This is a genomic window from Pseudomonas synxantha BG33R (genome assembly GCF_000263715.2).
GTDB lineage: Bacteria > Pseudomonadota > Gammaproteobacteria > Pseudomonadales > Pseudomonadaceae > Aquipseudomonas > Aquipseudomonas synxantha_A.
Genome location: NZ_CM001514.1, coordinates 2,157,266 through 2,174,361 on the forward strand (window position 1 = coordinate 2,157,266; position 17,096 = coordinate 2,174,361).

Here is a 17,096-nt window from a genome sequence, read left to right on the forward strand (position 1 = left end):
GATATGGACATCCCTCAGATTTCGGCGCTTTTGCGCGAACATCACTTTTGTCATCGCCCGGACTTTCGCGAACTGGTCAAAGTTGAACCCGGTGAGGAGCAAAGCTTTCGCGCGTATTGGGATAACCTGGTGCGCGACGAGGCGTTCAGGACTTACACCCACCGCGAACGGCGCATCTTGCGCTATCGTCTGTTACCGTCACGGCAATTGCAGATCGACAGGAATACGGCGTTCAAATCGCCGGTCACCTACGCGGTGAACTATCGCCAGGGCGTGAACCACCTGAGCTACAGCGAGGAGGGCTTTATCGAGCACCCACTCATGCAGAAGCTGCTGGCGACGGACCTTGCAGTGATTGCCCCGCACCTGGGCGAACAGACCTATACGATCGATATCCATCAGTTTCGGGTGCGGGCGGATGGGCCATCGAGCAGCCCGACCACTTCGGGGATTCACCAGGACGGCCTGGATTGGGTGTTCATGCACTTTATTGGCGAATGCAACACGGTGCCGGTGGTGTCGGAGGTGTTTGCCGACGAAACGGAGCACAGCCGGCTGCTGAAACTGCCGATGGAGAAATTTCTGGAGACTATCGTGATCAACGACCGTGGGTTCTACCATCGGGCCGGGGAGGTGCGACCGCGGGTGGAGACGGCACCGGCCTGGCGCGATGTGCTCTTGGTAAGCCTGCGCAGTGTCGAGGAGGCACAGCCTGCATGAGCCACGATCAACAACTGAATCTGTCGACCCGCAACGCTCGCCTGATCATCTTTGCTCGCGGTGTGTCGGATTTTGGCGCGTTCCTCAACATGGTGGCGTTGTCCACTTATGTGTACTGGCTCAGCCAGAGCGTAGTGTTTGTCAGCATCTTCCTGGCGTGCCGGGTCACCGGCGGGATTGTCGCCAGCCTGTTTGGCATCCCGTTTTTCCGGCGGTTTGCCGGGCGTGGGACGTTGGCGGGGCTGGACCTGGCCCGGGCGCTGTTGCTGACGCCGCTGCTGGTATTGTTACCGGCCCATCAACTCACCCTTCTTCCCTTTATCGCCTTCGGCATCGGCCTGTGCAATTCGCTGTTTGCCATTGGCCTCAACAGTCAGTTGCCCACCTGGGTCGCGCTTGAGCAGCGGGTGAATACCAACGCATGGATCACCTCGGCGGCTGCCACCGGCGCGGTCTTCGGCAGTTTGCTCTCCGGCTTGCTGATCGCCACGGGAGGATTTGAAGCGGTGTTTGCCGTCAACATCGGCACCTATGTGATTGCCGCTTGCCTGGTCTTGCCCTTGCGCGCGTTGTTTAGCGTTGCTGTTGCCGCGCATCGCGGGCTGGCCGCCGAATGGCACGAGCTGACCAAGGGGTTGCGCGGTGCGCCGGTGCTGGCCGCGATGTTGTTGATCAGCATGCTCGACACCCTTGGCAGCGCGGCCCATAACGTCGGCTGGCCAGTGCTGTCGCAGTACATTTCACCGGACACGGCCAAGACGGTCATGGGCTATCTGCTGGCCGTGTGGGCCTGTGGCAAGTTTGTTGGCGCGCGCATTGCCAGTGCAGTGTTGAAAGGTCGTGGCACCCAAGGCATGGAGCGCTTGTTCATGCTCGGTGTGGCGTTGATGTCCAGCGGCTTTATCCTGACATTCCAGCAGACCGAACTGTGGCTGGCGCTGTTGCTGGTGGTGTGGGCAGGGCTGGGCGATGGATTGTCCGAGGTGGCGTTGATCTCCCGTGCGCAAAGCGAGCCCGATAGCTTGCGCTTGCCGCTGTTCAGCCTCTTGACCCTGATCCAGATGGCCGGTTTTGGCGTGGGCATGCTGGTGGTCGGGCCGTTCTATGTGACGTGGACGCCGGCCCAGGTGATCGTGTTGTTCCATGGGCTGCCATTGACCGCCTTGTTGGTCATGACGATATGGCTGGGGCGCAATGCGTACCGGGGTGTCAGATCGACAAACCCTTGAAGTGTTCCAGACTCCACGTAGGCCTTTAGCTTGCCGGAACAGGCCGATTGGAACCTGGGGCAAGGCGTGGCGTGTTGCAGGCGCGAGCAAGCTCACGCCCACAGGGTTAATTTTGCTTGAACATCTGCATGGCACGTTGGCGGATTTGCTCCTCGGTCAGGTCCTCCTTATGGGTGGCCAGGAACCAGAGATGACCGAACGGATCCTTCACACTCGCCGAGCGATCCCCATAGAACTGATCCTGCGGCTCGGACACTACGCTGGCGCCGGCATCAACCGCCTGTTTGAATTGTGCGTCCACGTCATTCACATACAGGTGCAAACCGACACTGGGATGTGAGTCGGGATTGCGCAGGGCCGTTTCGTCACAGGGCGTGCCCAGCATGATCACCGCTTCGCCAATACGCAGCTCCGCATGGCCGACCCTGCCGTCGGGCATGTCCAGGCGCATGAACACTGAGGCGCCAAAGGCCTTTTTGTAGAACTCGATCGCCTTTGCGGCCTCGTTGATGCCCAGGTAGGGAGTAATGCCGTGGTAACCCTCGGGAATAGGTTTAACGCTCATAACGTTCTCCTTTGATTGTGGTTATGGAGTTACAGCCTTTTCACTATAGGTCACGTTGCATTGCGCAACCGGCTTTACCGATCGGAATCAAGCGTGGGCTCCAGCAGTTGCGCACCGGGGCCACGCTCACCCAACTGGTCATCGTGATTGCGCAACGGGCACGCCTCCATCGACAGGCACCCGCACCCGATACAACCATTGAGCTTGTCGCGCAGCAGCATCAGCTTGTTGATGCGCTCATCCAGATCTTCACGCCACAACGCCGACAGCCGCTCCCAGTCGTGAGCGTTCGGTGTACGCCCATCGGGCAGGGCCCGCAATGCCTCGCCAATGGTCGCCAGCGGAATGCCCAGGCGTTGAGCGATTTTGATCAGCACCACCCGGCGCAGTACGTCCCGTGGATAGCGGCGTTGATTGCCGGCATTGCGATTGCTTTTGATCAGTCCTTTGGATTCGTAGAAGTGCAGGGCGGTGACCGCTACGCCGCTGCGGGCGGCCAACTGACCGACGCTGAGTTCGTTGCTGAGCATGTAAGACTCCCAAACAGTGCTTGACCTCGACTTAACTAGAGGTTTTACCCTGCGTGACATCGAATCGCAAGATTCTGCCTACAGAGAAAGGGGAGTGCTCATGCAGGTATCAGAGAAAAATCGCAGCTTCACTCAATTGATCGAATTTCAGATCGAGCCCCGCCAGCAATCAGCCCTGGTGGCGGCTTTGACCACCCAGAGCGAGCGCCTCGCTGCAAGCCATGGCGGCTTTCTGAGCGCCAGTGTGCAGGTCAGCGATGATGGGCGGCGGGTGCTCAATTACCTGCAATGGCAATCCCGCGAGGACGGAGAAGCAGCCTTCAAGCGTTTCGAGCACGGCGACGAAGATTTCTGGACACTGATCCGCGCGCATCAAGCGACGGCTGTGACCTTCGGATCATTCCAGGTGTTGCGCAGTTTTGAGCGCAGTCAGGACGATGCTTTGCACTGCCGCTTAAATGGATAAATGCAGCATCCGTTCGCCCTGCAGCGTTTGCCCGGGCCGGCGTTTGTTTACCGCCAGTTCGCCGATCTTGATCAGGCGCGTGCGCGTAACGTTGCGGCTCAGGCCCAGCAGGTTGGCGGTGTGCACCTGGTTGTAATGGCTGAAGCGGTAAGCGGCGCGTAATAAAGCGTCCTCGACTTTTTCATGCAGGGCGCCGGCCTGTTCCTCGAAGAGCTTTTGAAACGCCCGCGCAAGCAAGGCTTCGGCGCTGTTGTCGGTGGCGTGCTGGCTGTCGTCCTGGCGCTCGATGCGCATATTTGACAGGCGCAGATCGTCGCGTTCGATCACGCCGTTGCGGCAGATCAGCAAGGTGTGGTGAATCACGTTTTCCAGCTCGCGAATATTGCCCGGCCAACTGTAGCGCTTGAGTTTGTGCTCGGCCTCGCTGCTGATGGTGATCGGGCCGTAGCCCAGGCGCTGGCTGTAGGCTTGGATAAAGTGGCGGGTCAGCGGCAGGATATCGCCGGGGCGCTCGCGCAGCGGGCTCAGCTCCAGACTGACCACATCGAGGCGGTAGTACAGATCTTCGCGAAAATGCCCGGCGTTGATGGCCTTTTCCAGTTGTACGTTGGTGGCGGCCAGGATCCTTACATCAATAGGTATGCTTTTGCGCGAGCCCAGGCGCACCACTTCGCGCTCCTGCAACACCCGCAGCAGCTTGACCTGGATGGCCATCGGCAGGTCGCCGATCTCATCGAGAAACAAGGTGCCGCCGTCTGCCTCTTCGAACCAGCCGGCCTTGGCGCTGAGGGCGCCGGTAAACGCGCCTTTCTCATGGCCGAACAACTCGGCTTCCACCAGAGATTCAGAGAACGCCCCGCAGTTCACCGCCACGAACGGCCGGTTGCGCCGGGCGCTGAGGTTGTGGATATGCCGCGCCACCAGCTCTTTGCCGGTGCCGGTCTCGCCGATGATCAGCACGCTGGCTTCGCTGGGCGCCACTTGTCGGATATGGTCGAGCAGTGCCTGGGATTTGGGGTCTTCGAAGACCTGGGCCGTGGCGCGGATCGAGGTCGCAAGGGCGGGCGAGGGCGGTAGGGTCAAAAGCTGCATGGGCACCTCTTTCAGGAGTAGAACGTCGGGATCGGCAGGGACTGGCTCAATGCCCCAACGGCCCCGTCAGGCTGGCATACAGCTGCGGTAGCAACGGGAACACTAGTTAACAGCTCCTTTAACGGCGGGGTACTGAGCAACAGAGGCGAAGTAGGTTGAACAAGGGCTGTACCAACGGGTTCAGGCCTTGATCTGTATGGGTATGGCGCTCGCTGCCGAGAAAGGGAGTTGTTGACTGACCGCAGTTTTGGGGTTGGCTGTTGCCACTGCACAGTTGCTGACGTGTGAAGCTATTTATAGAGAAAATGATTTATTCCGTAAATGGATGTTTTTGCATATTTATAGATCTTTAAGGAATATTGGCGGCCGATTGTTGAAGGTGGCGTGCCGGTTGATAGCGACTATCACGGGCGATGATTTTTCAGTGGAAGGGACCGGGAGTAGCCTGTGTTCATTGACTTGAAACCCCTCTCGCAGAGCCGCCGCCATGAACCGTTTCCTCGCTGTTTCGCTGCTACTTGTTACCTCTGTCCTTGCCGGATGTGCGTCCCATCCAGCCCCGGAATTGCGTCCATACACCGCCGAGGAGACCCGGCAATTGGCCCTGGAGGCGCTGAGCCGTCGCGGCTTGTCGTTTGACGAATATCAGCAGCAGCGCGCTACGTTGCTTGGCCAGCCACAGAAGCCTTTCTCTTTTGATCGCCAGGGTGAAATGAACGCCGAGCGCAGCGTAGTCCTGCATGGTCGCCCCAGTTGAGCCGGCCTTTTGCGATAAAAAGCCCGAGGATTCCCTTAAGGAACCTCGGGCTTTTTGTTTGCCATGGAGCTACTTCAGCCTGTTAAGCTCAATTCCAGGAGCGTTCCTACGCACATTTAAATAAAGTTACCTTCTTTAATGGCATTCGATCGGTTAAACCTGACGACCTCTGTTCCGGTCGATGCCCCCCGAGAGGCTGCTTTCGGGAGCACGCTCTGCGAGTTTTAACGTCATGAATAAACGTCCGTTGTATTTTGACTACGCCGCTACCACGCCGGTGGATGAGCGGGTTATCCAGGTGATGGTCGAGTGCCTGGGCTTCAATGCCAACTTTGGTAACCCGGCGTCCAGTTCCCATGCATTCGGCCAGGCGGCCCGGCACACGGTTGAACAGGCGCGTCGCCAGGTCGCCGAGCTGGTCGGCGCCCAGCCGGAGCAGATCGTCTGGACCTCCGGCGCCACGGAGTCCAACAACCTGGCGCTCAAGGGAGTGACCCAGGCCCGGGGTGTGGCGGGTGGGCATATCATCACCAGCCAGATCGAGCACAAGGCCACACTGGATACTGCGCGGCAACTGCAGGAAGCCGGCGTGGCGGTGACCTACCTGGTGCCGGATGCGGACGGCTTGATCAGCGTCGAAGCGGTCAGCGAAGCCCTGCGCGAGGACACCTTCCTGGTCTCGCTGATGCTGGTCAATAACGAGCTGGGCACCCTGAATGACATCCCGGCCATCGGTGCGCGGGTACGTGAGCATGGCGCGTTGTTTCATGTGGACGCGGCGCAAGGGGCTGGCAAGGTAGCCATCGACCTGGGCCTGTGGCCGGTGGATTTGATGTCGTTCTCCGCTCACAAGCTGTACGGCCCCAAAGGTATCGGCGCGTTGTATGTCGGGCCTTTGGCGCAACAGAAAGTGCTGGCGCAGATTCATGGCGGTGGACACGAAGGGGGCTTGCGTTCCGGCACCCTGGCGACCCATCAAATTGCCGGCATGGGGACGGCGTTTGCCTTGGCGGCAGCGTCCTTTGCTGATGAGAAGGCTCGTATTGTAGCGTTGCGCCAGCGCCTGCTGGATCACCTGACGTCGGTTACCGGCTTGCGCCTCAATGGCAGCCCAACCCAACGTATCCCACATACCCTGAGCCTCACGTTCAGCGAGGGTGAGTTCAACTCTGCCACACTGAGCGCGGGCATTGCCTTTTCCGCGACTTCGGCGTGCAATTCGGCGAGCAATGCGCCGTCCCATGTGCTCCTGGCCTTGGGGCATGATGCTCGCAGCGCCGGACGCACTATCCGCTTGAGCCTGGGCCGGTTTACCACCGAACAGGATATCGACGAAGCGGCCCGGCTGATCAAGGCCGCACGGGCCAGCGCACCGGCGTTTTGGGCGGTCTGATTTATCATTGGCAACATATAACAATTATTCGTGGTTAGCAGGAGACACAATGAGTACGCAGCCTTTGACCCATGGAACGGTTCCCCAGCGCCTGGCGCATACCCGTGAACTGATGCGCCGCGAGGGCATTCACGCCCTGCTGGTGCCATCGGCTGACCCGCACTTGTCCGAATACTTGCCGGGCTACTGGCAGGGGCGCCAATGGTTGTCGGGGTTCCATGGCTCGGTGGGGACACTGATCGTCACAGCGGATTTTGCCGGGGTCTGGGCCGATAGTCGTTACTGGGAACAGGCGACCAAGGAACTCAAGGGCAGTGGCATTGAGTTGGTAAAGCTGCAGCCGGGCCAGCCTGGGCCGTTGGAATGGCTGGCCGAGCAAACCCCTGAAGGTGGCGTAGTGGCTGTGGACGGCGCGGTCATGGCCGTGGCTTCGGCACGTACTCTGGGGGGCAAGCTTGCCGAGCGCGGCGCCCGCTTGCGCACTGATATCGACCTGCTCGACGAAGTCTGGCAAGACCGCCCGACGCTACCGAACCAGCCGATCTACCAGCATCTGCCGCCTCAAGCCACCGTCAGCCGTGGCGAGAAACTCGCCGCACTGCGCGCCAGCTTGAAAGACAAGGGCGCCGATTGGCATTTCATCGCGACGCTGGACGACATCGCCTGGTTGTTCAACCTGCGTGGCGGTGATGTGTCCTTCAACCCGGTGTTTGTATCTTTTGCGTTGATCAACCAACAGCAGGCTACGTTGTTTGTCGCGCTGGGCAAGGTCGATGCCGAGTTGCGGGCGATGCTCGAGCAGGATGGCGTGACGTTGCGCGACTACAGCGAAGTGGCCAATGCACTGCGTGCCGTACCGTCGGGGGCCAGTTTGCAAGTGGACCCCGCACGCGTGACGGCCGGCTTGCTGGAAAATCTCGATGCCGGCGTCAAGCTGGTTGAAGGACTCAACCCGACCACGCTCGCAAAATCCCGCAAAAGCCTGGCGGACGCGGAACATATCCGTCAGGCCATGGAGCAGGATGGCGCTGCGTTGTGCGAATTTTTTGCCTGGCTCGACAGCGCCCTGGGCCGCGAGCGCATTACCGAACTGACGATCGACGAACACTTGACTGCGGCGCGTACCCGTCGCCCTGGCTATGTGTCGCTGAGCTTCAACACCATTGCTGCGTTCAACGCCAACGGCGCCATGCCGCATTACCACGCGACTGAACAAGAGCATGCCCTGATCGAAGGCGATGGCTTGCTATTGATCGATTCCGGTGGCCAGTACCTGGGGGGCACCACGGACATCACGCGGATGGTGCCCATCGGTACCCCGAGTGATGAGCAGAAGCGCGATTGCACGCGGGTACTCAAGGGTGTGATTGCCCTGTCCCGTGCACACTTCCCCAAAGGTATTCTCTCACCGTTGCTGGATGCGATTGCCCGTGCGCCGATCTGGGCCGAAGGGGTGGACTACGGTCACGGTACAGGTCATGGCGTAGGTTATTTCCTCAATGTGCATGAGGGGCCGCAGGTTATTGCCTACCAGGCCGCTGCCGCGCCACAAACAGCGATGCACCCCGGGATGATTACTTCCATCGAGCCGGGGACTTATCGCCCTGGTCGTTGGGGTGTACGCATCGAAAACCTGGTGTTGAACCGTGAAGCGGGCAAGACCGAGTTTGGGGAGTTCCTCAAGTTCGAAACCCTGACCTTGTGCCCGATTGACACCCGTTGCCTGGAACCGTCGTTGCTGACGGCGGATGAGCGCGAATGGTTCAACGCCTATCACGCCCAGGTGCGTGAGCGCTTGAGCCCGTTGCTCAGTGGTGCGGCGCTTGAGTGGTTGCAGGTGCGTACCACAGCTATTTGATTGGCTGCAGCCGGCCTGTGCCGGCTGCAAGCGATATTTAGCTGAGGGCTTCGCGCACGAAATCCAGCCGGTCCTGACCAAAGAACAGCTGATTGCCTACAAAAAAGCTGGGGGCACCGAACACGCCGCGTTTAACGGCTTGTTCGGTTTTGTCCTTGAGCGCGCTTTTGACGGCTTCATCATTGGACAGGGCCAATACCTGCTCTGGGTCGAACCCATGCTCGGTCAGCACATGGGCCACGACCTCGAGATCGCCCAGGTGTCGGCCTTCCACCCAGAGGGCGCGGAACAGGCAGTCGATAAAGTCGGGGAAGCGCTCAGGCTCATGGATTTGTATGCCGGTGATTGCGCGCATCAGTACCAGTGTATTGATGGGAAAGTGCGGGTTGAACCTGAGCGGTACATTGTAGCGTTTGGCGTAGCGCGCCAAGTCATCCAGCATGTAGCGACCCTTGGCCGGCACAGTGATCGGTGAGGCGTTGCCAGTAGCCTTGAATACGCCGCCCAACAGCATCGGTTGATAGACCAGATGCGCGCCGGTCTCGGCGCAGAGTGCCGATAGTTGGGTATAGGCCAGGTAAGTCGCGGGGCTACCGAGATCAAAGAAAAATTCCAGGGTTTTACTCATGGTCGATACTCGCTGCTTATTGTTATAGGGGCGTGTTACCAGGGTTCGTTCCAGGGGCGCAGGTCCATCTCGAACGTCCAGGCGTCCCGGGGCTGGCTGTGCAGGTACCAGTAGTTTTCGGCGATGTGGTCAGGGTTGAGGAGGCCGTCCTGATCCTTGAGAGCATATTTTTGCGGGAAGTTCTCGCGGATGAACTCGGTATCGATGGCGCCATCGACTACTACATGGGCGACGTGGATGTTCATCGGGCCTAATTCCCGCGCCATGCTTTGGGCCAGGGCTCGGATACCGTGTTTGGCCCCGGCGAATGCGGCAAATCCCGCGGCCCCGCGCAAGCCGGCAGTGGCGCCGGTGAACAGGATGGTGCCGCGTTTACGGGTGGCCATACGCTTGGCGACTTCGCGCGCGTTCAAGAAACCGGAGAAACACGCCATCTCCCAAATCTTGAAGTACTTGCGTGCGGTTTCTTCCAGAATGCTGCAAGGCACATTGGCACCGATGTTGAAGACGAACGCTTCAATGGGCCCCAGCTCCGTTTCGATTTGCTCTACCAGTGCGATCACGTCTTCTTCTTTACGTGCATCACAGGCAAAGCCATGGGCTTGCCCGCCCGCCAATTGAATGCTGTCTACCAGTGGTTGCAATTTGTCGGCACTACGACGGGTCACGCAGGCGATGTAACCTTCGCGGGCAAAGCGCTTGGCTATGGCGCCGCCGGTTGCGTCACCGGCGCCTACCACCAATACGATTTTGTTGTTGTGCGTCATGGGAACTCCATTGGCTCGATGATCGAGCAGGAGTTTAGTCGCCATGTCGTAAATGGCCTGGCCTGTGTGGAAATTTAAGATGAGCAGTCAGGGAGACTGCTCGGGCAGCTATTTGCAGATGACGATCATGCTGCGGCTGGTATAGCCGGCAGGGTTGAGACCGAAGGGATAGTCCCCTGGCTCTTCGGAGTTGTCGCCGGACTTGGCAATCACTCGATAACCCTTGGCGCCGCATGAATTGGCGGCACTGGTGTAGCACTGGTCCCAGGAGGAGGACAGGCCCGAACAGTTGATATGCAGTCCTTTTTTACCGCGTTTCACTTCTGTTTTAGTGGTGGCGGCACAACCCGCGATGCCTACAACCAGCAACAGTATCAAAATTCGTTTCATTCCCATCCTTAATAGCCGCCCTGCAAAGAACAGGGCTGCTTTACTCGCTCTCGAGCGAAGCGTTCATGCAGTCCGTGTCGAAATTCTCCATGAATGACATTCGGTTACGGCCTAAACATGGCCTAAATGAGCGGCAAATACCAGAGCTGGGGTTAAAGATGATCAGTCGGCGGGTACCAGTGGTTTGGATTCGTGGCGCATCGTCAAAGTGGCACCGACCGAGGCCAGGATAATGCAGGTGATGGCCAGCCACTGGGCGAGCGATAGATGCTCGTGCAGGAAAAACAGGCCGGAGAGGGCGCCGAACGCCGGCTCGATACTCATCAGTGTGCCGAAAGTACGGGCGGGAAGGCGTGTTAGTGCGACCATCTCAAGGGTGTAGGGCAGGGCAGTGGACAGAATCGCCACGCCGATGGCGACAGGGATCAGTGCTGGCGTCAGCAGCGCGGCGCCGGCATGCACGATGCCGATCGGTGCAACGAAGAGGGCGGCAATCATTACGCCGAGCGCGGCGGTCTGGACGCCATTGTCATTTCCCGCCTTTTGGCCAAACAAAATGTAGAGCGCCCAGCATACGCCGGCGCCCAGCGCGTAAGCGGCCCCTATCAGATCAACGCCGCTACTGGCCTTGTCCATCGGAATCAACAGAAGCAGGCCAATGATCGCCAGAGCAATCCACACGAAGTCGACAGCTCGGCGCGAGGCATAGATAGCTACAGCAAGCGGGCCTGTGAATTCGAGCGCTACGGCAATTCCCAGGGGGACAGTGCGCAGTGACATATAGAAGAGGAAGTTCATGCCACCTAGCGCCATCCCGTAGATGATCACTGTGTGCAGTGACTTGGCCGTCAGCTTGGCGCGCCATGGTCGCAATATGAGCAGCATGATCGCACTGGCAAAAATCAAACGCAGGGCGGTGGTGCCTTGTGCGCCGACAACGGGGAACATGCTCTTGGCCAATGATGCCCCGGATTGGATGGAGGCCATGGCGATCAACAGCAGGCCGACGGGAAACAGTGCCGAGGCCAGGCTGCGGGGTGAAGTGGTCATTGAGAGGGCTCTTCTGAGGTCGTAGTCAATAAGCAGAAGACGCTATGATGCTTAACTGTTAAGCGATGAGCAATATATTGCTCAAATCGCACGCAGTGGTTGTCTATATAGTGTAATTCTTGAGTTTGCCGCGGATTTAATAGAAAACCCAAATTAAGAGTTGACGGCAGATTCTGGAAGCCTATAATTCGCCCCACTTCCGGCGCAGTCGAAACGGAAAACTCCTTGGTAAACAATGAGTTACGTAGTTCTCGGCAGCAAGTTGCTTCAGTTCATCGAAGCCAAAAGCAAGTTGAAAAAGAGGTGTTGACAGCAGCGTGTAACGCTGTAGAATTCGCCTCCCGCTTCGGAGAGATCTTAAGCGCAAGTGGTTGAAGTTGTTGAAGAAATCTTCGAAAGCTTCTGAAAATAATCACTTGACAGCAAATGAGGCTGCTGTAGAATGCGCGCCTCGGTTGAGACGAAAGATCTTAACCAACCGCTCTTTAACAACTGAATCAAGCAATTCGTGTGGGTGCTTGTGGAGTCAGACTGATAGTCAACAAGATTATCAGCATCACAAGTTACTCCGCGAGATCAAAGATGTAACCAACGATTGCTGAGCCAAGTTTAGGGTTTCTTAAAAACCCAAAGATGTTTGAACTGAAGAGTTTGATCATGGCTCAGATTGAACGCTGGCGGCAGGCCTAACACATGCAAGTCGAGCGGTAGAGAGAAGCTTGCTTCTCTTGAGAGCGGCGGACGGGTGAGTAATGCCTAGGAATCTGCCTGGTAGTGGGGGATAACGTTCGGAAACGGACGCTAATACCGCATACGTCCTACGGGAGAAAGCAGGGGACCTTCGGGCCTTGCGCTATCAGATGAGCCTAGGTCGGATTAGCTAGTTGGTGGGGTAATGGCTCACCAAGGCAACGATCCGTAACTGGTCTGAGAGGATGATCAGTCACACTGGAACTGAGACACGGTCCAGACTCCTACGGGAGGCAGCAGTGGGGAATATTGGACAATGGGCGAAAGCCTGATCCAGCCATGCCGCGTGTGTGAAGAAGGTCTTCGGATTGTAAAGCACTTTAAGTTGGGAGGAAGGGTTGTAGATTAATACTCTGCAATTTTGACGTTACCGACAGAATAAGCACCGGCTAACTCTGTGCCAGCAGCCGCGGTAATACAGAGGGTGCAAGCGTTAATCGGAATTACTGGGCGTAAAGCGCGCGTAGGTGGTTTGTTAAGTTGGATGTGAAATCCCCGGGCTCAACCTGGGAACTGCATTCAAAACTGACTGACTAGAGTATGGTAGAGGGTGGTGGAATTTCCTGTGTAGCGGTGAAATGCGTAGATATAGGAAGGAACACCAGTGGCGAAGGCGACCACCTGGACTAATACTGACACTGAGGTGCGAAAGCGTGGGGAGCAAACAGGATTAGATACCCTGGTAGTCCACGCCGTAAACGATGTCAACTAGCCGTTGGAAGCCTTGAGCTTTTAGTGGCGCAGCTAACGCATTAAGTTGACCGCCTGGGGAGTACGGCCGCAAGGTTAAAACTCAAATGAATTGACGGGGGCCCGCACAAGCGGTGGAGCATGTGGTTTAATTCGAAGCAACGCGAAGAACCTTACCAGGCCTTGACATCCAATGAGCTTTCTAGAGATAGATTGGTGCCTTCGGGAACATTGAGACAGGTGCTGCATGGCTGTCGTCAGCTCGTGTCGTGAGATGTTGGGTTAAGTCCCGTAACGAGCGCAACCCTTGTCCTTAGTTACCAGCACGTCATGGTGGGCACTCTAAGGAGACTGCCGGTGACAAACCGGAGGAAGGTGGGGATGACGTCAAGTCATCATGGCCCTTACGGCCTGGGCTACACACGTGCTACAATGGTCGGTACAGAGGGTTGCCAAGCCGCGAGGTGGAGCTAATCCCATAAAACCGATCGTAGTCCGGATCGCAGTCTGCAACTCGACTGCGTGAAGTCGGAATCGCTAGTAATCGCGAATCAGAATGTCGCGGTGAATACGTTCCCGGGCCTTGTACACACCGCCCGTCACACCATGGGAGTGGGTTGCACCAGAAGTAGCTAGTCTAACCTTCGGGAGGACGGTTACCACGGTGTGATTCATGACTGGGGTGAAGTCGTAACAAGGTAGCCGTAGGGGAACCTGCGGCTGGATCACCTCCTTAATCGACGACATCAGCTGCTCCATAAGTTCCCACACGAATTGCTTGATTCATTGAAGAAGACGATAGAAGCAGCTTTAAGCTCCAAGCTGATAGCTCTTAGCTAATCAGTTACGCGCTCGAAATTGGGTCTGTAGCTCAGTTGGTTAGAGCGCACCCCTGATAAGGGTGAGGTCGGCAGTTCGAATCTGCCCAGACCCACCAATTTTGTTATGGGGCCATAGCTCAGCTGGGAGAGCGCCTGCCTTGCACGCAGGAGGTCAACGGTTCGATCCCGTTTGGCTCCACCATTAACTGCTTCTGCTGTTAGAGTTTAGAAATGAATATTCTGAAGTGAATATTGATTTCTAGTCTTTGATTAGATCGTTCTTTAAAAATTTGGGTATGTGATAGAAAGATAGACTGAACGTTACTTTCACTGGTAACGGATCAGGCTAAGGTAAAATTTGTGAGTTCTCTTAATTGAGAAATTCGAATTTTCGGCGAATGTTGTCTTCACAGTATAACCAGATTGCTTGGGGTTATATGGTCAAGTGAAGAAGCGCATACGGTGGATGCCTTGGCAGTCAGAGGCGATGAAAGACGTGGTAGCCTGCGAAAAGCTTCGGGGAGTCGGCAAACAGACTTTGATCCGGAGATGTCTGAATGGGGGAACCCAGCCATCATAAGATGGTTATCTTGTACTGAATACATAGGTGCAAGAAGCGAACCAGGGGAACTGAAACATCTAAGTACCCTGAGGAAAAGAAATCAACCGAGATTCCCTTAGTAGTGGCGAGCGAACGGGGACTAGCCCTTAAGTGGCTTTGAGATTAGCGGAACGCTCTGGAAAGTGCGGCCATAGTGGGTGATAGCCCTGTACGCGAAAATCTCTTAGTCATGAAATCGAGTAGGACGGAGCACGAGAAACTTTGTCTGAATATGGGGGGACCATCCTCCAAGGCTAAATACTACTGACTGACCGATAGTGAACTAGTACCGTGAGGGAAAGGCGAAAAGAACCCCGGAGAGGGGAGTGAAATAGATCCTGAAACCGTATGCGTACAAGCAGTGGGAGCCCACTTTGTTGGGTGACTGCGTACCTTTTGTATAATGGGTCAGCGACTTATTTTCAGTGGCGAGCTTAACCGAATAGGGGAGGCGTAGCGAAAGCGAGTCTTAATAGGGCGTCTAGTCGCTGGGAATAGACCCGAAACCGGGCGATCTATCCATGGGCAGGTTGAAGGTTGGGTAACACTAACTGGAGGACCGAACCGACTACCGTTGAAAAGTTAGCGGATGACCTGTGGATCGGAGTGAAAGGCTAATCAAGCTCGGAGATAGCTGGTTCTCCTCGAAAGCTATTTAGGTAGCGCCTCATGTATCACTGTAGGGGTAGAGCACTGTTTCGGCTAGGGGGTCATCCCGACTTACCAAACCGATGCAAACTCCGAATACCTACAAGTGCCGAGCATGGGAGACACACGGCGGGTGCTAACGTCCGTCGTGAAAAGGGAAACAACCCAGACCGTCAGCTAAGGTCCCAAAGTTATGGTTAAGTGGGAAACGATGTGGGAAGGCTTAGACAGCTAGGAGGTTGGCTTAGAAGCAGCCACCCTTTAAAGAAAGCGTAATAGCTCACTAGTCGAGTCGGCCTGCGCGGAAGATGTAACGGGGCTCAAACCATACACCGAAGCTACGGGTATCACGTAAGTGATGCGGTAGAGGAGCGTTCTGTAAGCCTGTGAAGGTGAGTTGAGAAGCTTGCTGGAGGTATCAGAAGTGCGAATGCTGACATGAGTAACGACAATGGGTGTGAAAAACACCCACGCCGAAAGACCAAGGTTTCCTGCGCAACGTTAATCGACGCAGGGTTAGTCGGTCCCTAAGGCGAGGCTGAAAAGCGTAGTCGATGGAAAACAGGTTAATATTCCTGTACTTCTGGTTATTGCGATGGAGGGACGGAGAAGGCTAGGCCAGCTTGGCGTTGGTTGTCCAAGTTTAAGGTGGTAGGCTGGAATCTTAGGTAAATCCGGGATTCTAAGGCCGAGAGCTGATGACGAGTTAACTTTTAGTTAACGAAGTGGTTGATGCCATGCTTCCAAGAAAAGCTTCTAAGCTTCAGGTAACCAGGAACCGTACCCCAAACCGACACAGGTGGTTGGGTAGAGAATACCAAGGCGCTTGAGAGAACTCGGGTGAAGGAACTAGGCAAAATGGCACCGTAACTTCGGGAGAAGGTGCGCCGGTGAGGGTGAAGGACTTGCTCCGTAAGCTCATGCCGGTCGAAGATACCAGGCCGCTGCGACTGTTTATTAAAAACACAGCACTCTGCAAACACGAAAGTGGACGTATAGGGTGTGACGCCTGCCCGGTGCCGGAAGGTTAATTGATGGGGTTAGCTAACGCGAAGCTCTTGATCGAAGCCCCGGTAAACGGCGGCCGTAACTATAACGGTCCTAAGGTAGCGAAATTCCTTGTCGGGTAAGTTCCGACCTGCACGAATGGCGTAACGATGGCGGCGCTGTCTCCACCCGAGACTCAGTGAAATTGAAATCGCTGTGAAGATGCAGTGTATCCGCGGCTAGACGGAAAGACCCCGTGAACCTTTACTATAGCTTTGCACTGGACTTTGAATTTGCTTGTGTAGGATAGGTGGGAGGCTTTGAAGCGTGGACGCCAGTCTGCGTGGAGCCAACCTTGAAATACCACCCTGGCAACTTTGAGGTTCTAACTCAGGTCCGTTATCCGGATCGAGGACAGTGTATGGTGGGTAGTTTGACTGGGGCGGTCTCCTCCTAAAGAGTAACGGAGGAGTACGAAGGTGCGCTCAGACCGGTCGGAAATCGGTCGTAGAGTATAAAGGCAAAAGCGCGCTTGACTGCGAGACAGACACGTCGAGCAGGTACGAAAGTAGGTCTTAGTGATCCGGTGGTTCTGTATGGAAGGGCCATCGCTCAACGGATAAAAGGTACTCCGGGGATAACAGGCTGATACCGCCCAAGAGTTCATATCGACGGCGGTGTTTGGCACCTCGATGTCGGCTCATCACATCCTGGGGCTGAAGCCGGTCCCAAGGGTATGGCTGTTCGCCATTTAAAGTGGTACGCGAGCTGGGTTTAGAACGTCGTGAGACAGTTCGGTCCCTATCTGCCGTGGACGTTTGAGATTTGAGAGGGGCTGCTCCTAGTACGAGAGGACCGGAGTGGACGAACCTCTGGTGTTCCGGTTGTCACGCCAGTGGCATTGCCGGGTAGCTATGTTCGGAATAGATAACCGCTGAAAGCATCTAAGCGGGAAACTAGCCTCAAGATGAGATCTCACTGGAACCTTGAGTTCCCTGAAGGGCCGTCGAAGACTACGACGTTGATAGGTTGGGTGTGTAAGCGCTGTGAGGCGTTGAGCTAACCAATACTAATTGCCCGTGAGGCTTGACCATATAACACCCAAGCAATTTGTTTCTCGAAAGAGCATCAGATTGCGGTGTGTGAAGACGAAG

At 56.4% G+C, this 17,096-nt stretch carries 13 protein-coding genes, 2 tRNA genes and 2 rRNA genes; 10 read left to right on the forward strand and 7 right to left on the reverse strand.

What is annotated here, in order from left to right:
* The first annotated feature begins 3 nt into the window (after positions 1–3).
* Together PSEBG33_RS17315 and PSEBG33_RS17310 are read left to right on the forward strand one after the other, a co-directional pair.
* Positions 4–720, forward strand: coding sequence for a 2OG-Fe dioxygenase family protein (locus PSEBG33_RS17315; RefSeq protein ID WP_005786749.1), 717 nt, complete (start codon positions 4–6; stop codon positions 718–720).
* The gene (locus PSEBG33_RS17310; protein ID WP_005786751.1) at positions 717–1,949 is read left to right on the forward strand and encodes an MFS transporter; all 1,233 of its coding nucleotides are present in this window, start codon (positions 717–719) and stop codon (positions 1,947–1,949) included. Before PSEBG33_RS17315 ends, PSEBG33_RS17310 begins: the two co-directional genes overlap by 4 nt.
* A gap of 106 nt (positions 1,950–2,055) precedes the next feature.
* On the opposite strand, the gene PSEBG33_RS17305 is transcribed toward PSEBG33_RS17310, so the two are convergent.
* Together PSEBG33_RS17305 and soxR are read right to left on the reverse strand one after the other, a co-directional pair.
* Positions 2,056–2,514 (reverse strand): VOC family protein, encoded by a 459-nt coding sequence (locus PSEBG33_RS17305; RefSeq protein ID WP_005786753.1) that lies wholly within the window; start codon positions 2,512–2,514, stop codon positions 2,056–2,058.
* A 74-nt stretch (positions 2,515–2,588) separates the two neighbouring features.
* Positions 2,589–3,044 carry a redox-sensitive transcriptional activator SoxR gene (soxR, locus tag PSEBG33_RS17300; RefSeq protein ID WP_005786755.1) on the reverse strand — a complete coding sequence of 152 codons (456 nt, stop codon included), beginning with the start codon at positions 3,042–3,044 and terminating at the stop codon, positions 2,589–2,591.
* A gap of 100 nt (positions 3,045–3,144) precedes the next feature.
* Here soxR and PSEBG33_RS17295 point away from each other — a divergent pair, with 100 nt between their 5' ends.
* The gene (locus tag PSEBG33_RS17295) at positions 3,145–3,510 is read left to right on the forward strand and encodes an antibiotic biosynthesis monooxygenase (RefSeq protein WP_005786757.1); all 366 of its coding nucleotides are present in this window, start codon (positions 3,145–3,147) and stop codon (positions 3,508–3,510) included.
* Here the strand turns inward: PSEBG33_RS17295 and PSEBG33_RS17290 are convergent.
* Positions 3,499–4,602 (reverse strand): sigma-54 interaction domain-containing protein, encoded by a 1,104-nt coding sequence (locus tag PSEBG33_RS17290; RefSeq protein WP_005786759.1) that lies wholly within the window; start codon positions 4,600–4,602, stop codon positions 3,499–3,501. The genes PSEBG33_RS17295 and PSEBG33_RS17290 overlap by 12 nt on opposite strands.
* A 487-nt stretch (positions 4,603–5,089) precedes the next feature.
* Here PSEBG33_RS17290 and PSEBG33_RS28565 point away from each other — a divergent pair, with 487 nt between their 5' ends.
* The 3 genes from PSEBG33_RS28565 (at position 5,090) to PSEBG33_RS17280 (ending at position 8,610) form a co-directional block, all read left to right on the forward strand.
* The gene (locus tag PSEBG33_RS28565; RefSeq protein WP_005786761.1) at positions 5,090–5,359 is read left to right on the forward strand and encodes a hypothetical protein; all 270 of its coding nucleotides are present in this window, start codon (positions 5,090–5,092) and stop codon (positions 5,357–5,359) included.
* Positions 5,360–5,591: 232 nt separating this feature from the next.
* Positions 5,592–6,752, forward strand: coding sequence for a cysteine desulfurase family protein (locus tag PSEBG33_RS17285; protein ID WP_005786762.1), 1,161 nt, complete (start codon positions 5,592–5,594; stop codon positions 6,750–6,752).
* A 49-nt stretch (positions 6,753–6,801) separates the two neighbouring features.
* Positions 6,802–8,610 (forward strand): aminopeptidase P family protein, encoded by a 1,809-nt coding sequence (locus PSEBG33_RS17280; RefSeq protein WP_005786764.1) that lies wholly within the window; start codon positions 6,802–6,804, stop codon positions 8,608–8,610.
* 37 nt (positions 8,611–8,647) lie between these two features.
* On the opposite strand, the gene PSEBG33_RS17275 is transcribed toward PSEBG33_RS17280, so the two are convergent.
* The 4 genes from PSEBG33_RS17275 to rhtA form a co-directional block, all read right to left on the reverse strand.
* Entirely contained in the window at positions 8,648–9,238 is a 591-nt protein-coding gene (locus tag PSEBG33_RS17275) for a 2-hydroxychromene-2-carboxylate isomerase (RefSeq protein WP_005786766.1), read from the reverse strand.
* A gap of 35 nt (positions 9,239–9,273) precedes the next feature.
* On the reverse strand, positions 9,274–10,005 hold the full coding sequence (locus PSEBG33_RS17270) for an SDR family oxidoreductase (protein WP_005786768.1): 732 nt from the start codon (positions 10,003–10,005) through the stop codon (positions 9,274–9,276).
* Between the two features lie 108 nt (positions 10,006–10,113).
* Positions 10,114–10,395 (reverse strand): hypothetical protein, encoded by a 282-nt coding sequence (locus tag PSEBG33_RS17265; RefSeq protein WP_003190182.1) that lies wholly within the window; start codon positions 10,393–10,395, stop codon positions 10,114–10,116.
* Positions 10,396–10,557: 162 nt separating this feature from the next.
* Positions 10,558–11,445: a threonine/homoserine exporter RhtA gene (rhtA, locus tag PSEBG33_RS17260; protein WP_005786771.1), complete on the reverse strand. Its 888-nt coding sequence runs from the start codon at positions 11,443–11,445 to the stop codon at positions 10,558–10,560.
* A gap of 639 nt (positions 11,446–12,084) precedes the next feature.
* On the opposite strand from rhtA, the gene PSEBG33_RS17255 reads away from it, so the two are divergent.
* The 4 genes from PSEBG33_RS17255 (at position 12,085) to PSEBG33_RS17240 (ending at position 17,036) form a co-directional block, all read left to right on the forward strand.
* A 16S ribosomal RNA gene (locus tag PSEBG33_RS17255) occupies positions 12,085–13,621 on the forward strand.
* A gap of 124 nt (positions 13,622–13,745) precedes the next feature.
* Positions 13,746–13,822: transfer RNA gene (locus tag PSEBG33_RS17250), tRNA-Ile, on the forward strand.
* A gap of 10 nt (positions 13,823–13,832) precedes the next feature.
* Positions 13,833–13,908 (forward strand) — tRNA-Ala (locus PSEBG33_RS17245).
* A 237-nt stretch (positions 13,909–14,145) separates the two neighbouring features.
* Positions 14,146–17,036 (forward strand): 23S ribosomal RNA (locus PSEBG33_RS17240).
* The 16S and 23S rRNA genes sit together here with 2 tRNA genes alongside, the layout of an rRNA operon.
* The last annotated feature ends 60 nt before the right edge of the window (positions 17,037–17,096 follow it).

What these genes read in the sequence shown, in the direction of transcription:
- PSEBG33_RS17315 (WP_005786749.1), top strand. Translation starts at nt 4, where the DNA reads ATGGACATCCCTCAGATTTCGGCGCTTTTGCGCGAACATCACTTTTGT.
- soxR (WP_005786755.1), bottom strand. Translation starts at nt 3,044, where the DNA reads ATGCTCAGCAACGAACTCAGCGTCGGTCAGTTGGCCGCCCGCAGCGGC.
- PSEBG33_RS17295 (WP_005786757.1), top strand. Translation starts at nt 3,145, where the DNA reads ATGCAGGTATCAGAGAAAAATCGCAGCTTCACTCAATTGATCGAATTT.
- PSEBG33_RS17305 (WP_005786753.1), bottom strand. Translation starts at nt 2,514, where the DNA reads ATGAGCGTTAAACCTATTCCCGAGGGTTACCACGGCATTACTCCCTAC.
- rhtA (WP_005786771.1), bottom strand. Translation starts at nt 11,445, where the DNA reads ATGACCACTTCACCCCGCAGCCTGGCCTCGGCACTGTTTCCCGTCGGC.
- PSEBG33_RS17275 (WP_005786766.1), bottom strand. Translation starts at nt 9,238, where the DNA reads ATGAGTAAAACCCTGGAATTTTTCTTTGATCTCGGTAGCCCCGCGACT.
- PSEBG33_RS17290 (WP_005786759.1), bottom strand. Translation starts at nt 4,602, where the DNA reads ATGCAGCTTTTGACCCTACCGCCCTCGCCCGCCCTTGCGACCTCGATC.
- PSEBG33_RS28565 (WP_005786761.1), top strand. Translation starts at nt 5,090, where the DNA reads ATGAACCGTTTCCTCGCTGTTTCGCTGCTACTTGTTACCTCTGTCCTT.
- PSEBG33_RS17280 (WP_005786764.1), top strand. Translation starts at nt 6,802, where the DNA reads ATGAGTACGCAGCCTTTGACCCATGGAACGGTTCCCCAGCGCCTGGCG.
- PSEBG33_RS17265 (WP_003190182.1), bottom strand. Translation starts at nt 10,395, where the DNA reads ATGAAACGAATTTTGATACTGTTGCTGGTTGTAGGCATCGCGGGTTGT.
- PSEBG33_RS17270 (WP_005786768.1), bottom strand. Translation starts at nt 10,005, where the DNA reads ATGACGCACAACAACAAAATCGTATTGGTGGTAGGCGCCGGTGACGCA.
- PSEBG33_RS17285 (WP_005786762.1), top strand. Translation starts at nt 5,592, where the DNA reads ATGAATAAACGTCCGTTGTATTTTGACTACGCCGCTACCACGCCGGTG.
- PSEBG33_RS17310 (WP_005786751.1), top strand. Translation starts at nt 717, where the DNA reads ATGAGCCACGATCAACAACTGAATCTGTCGACCCGCAACGCTCGCCTG.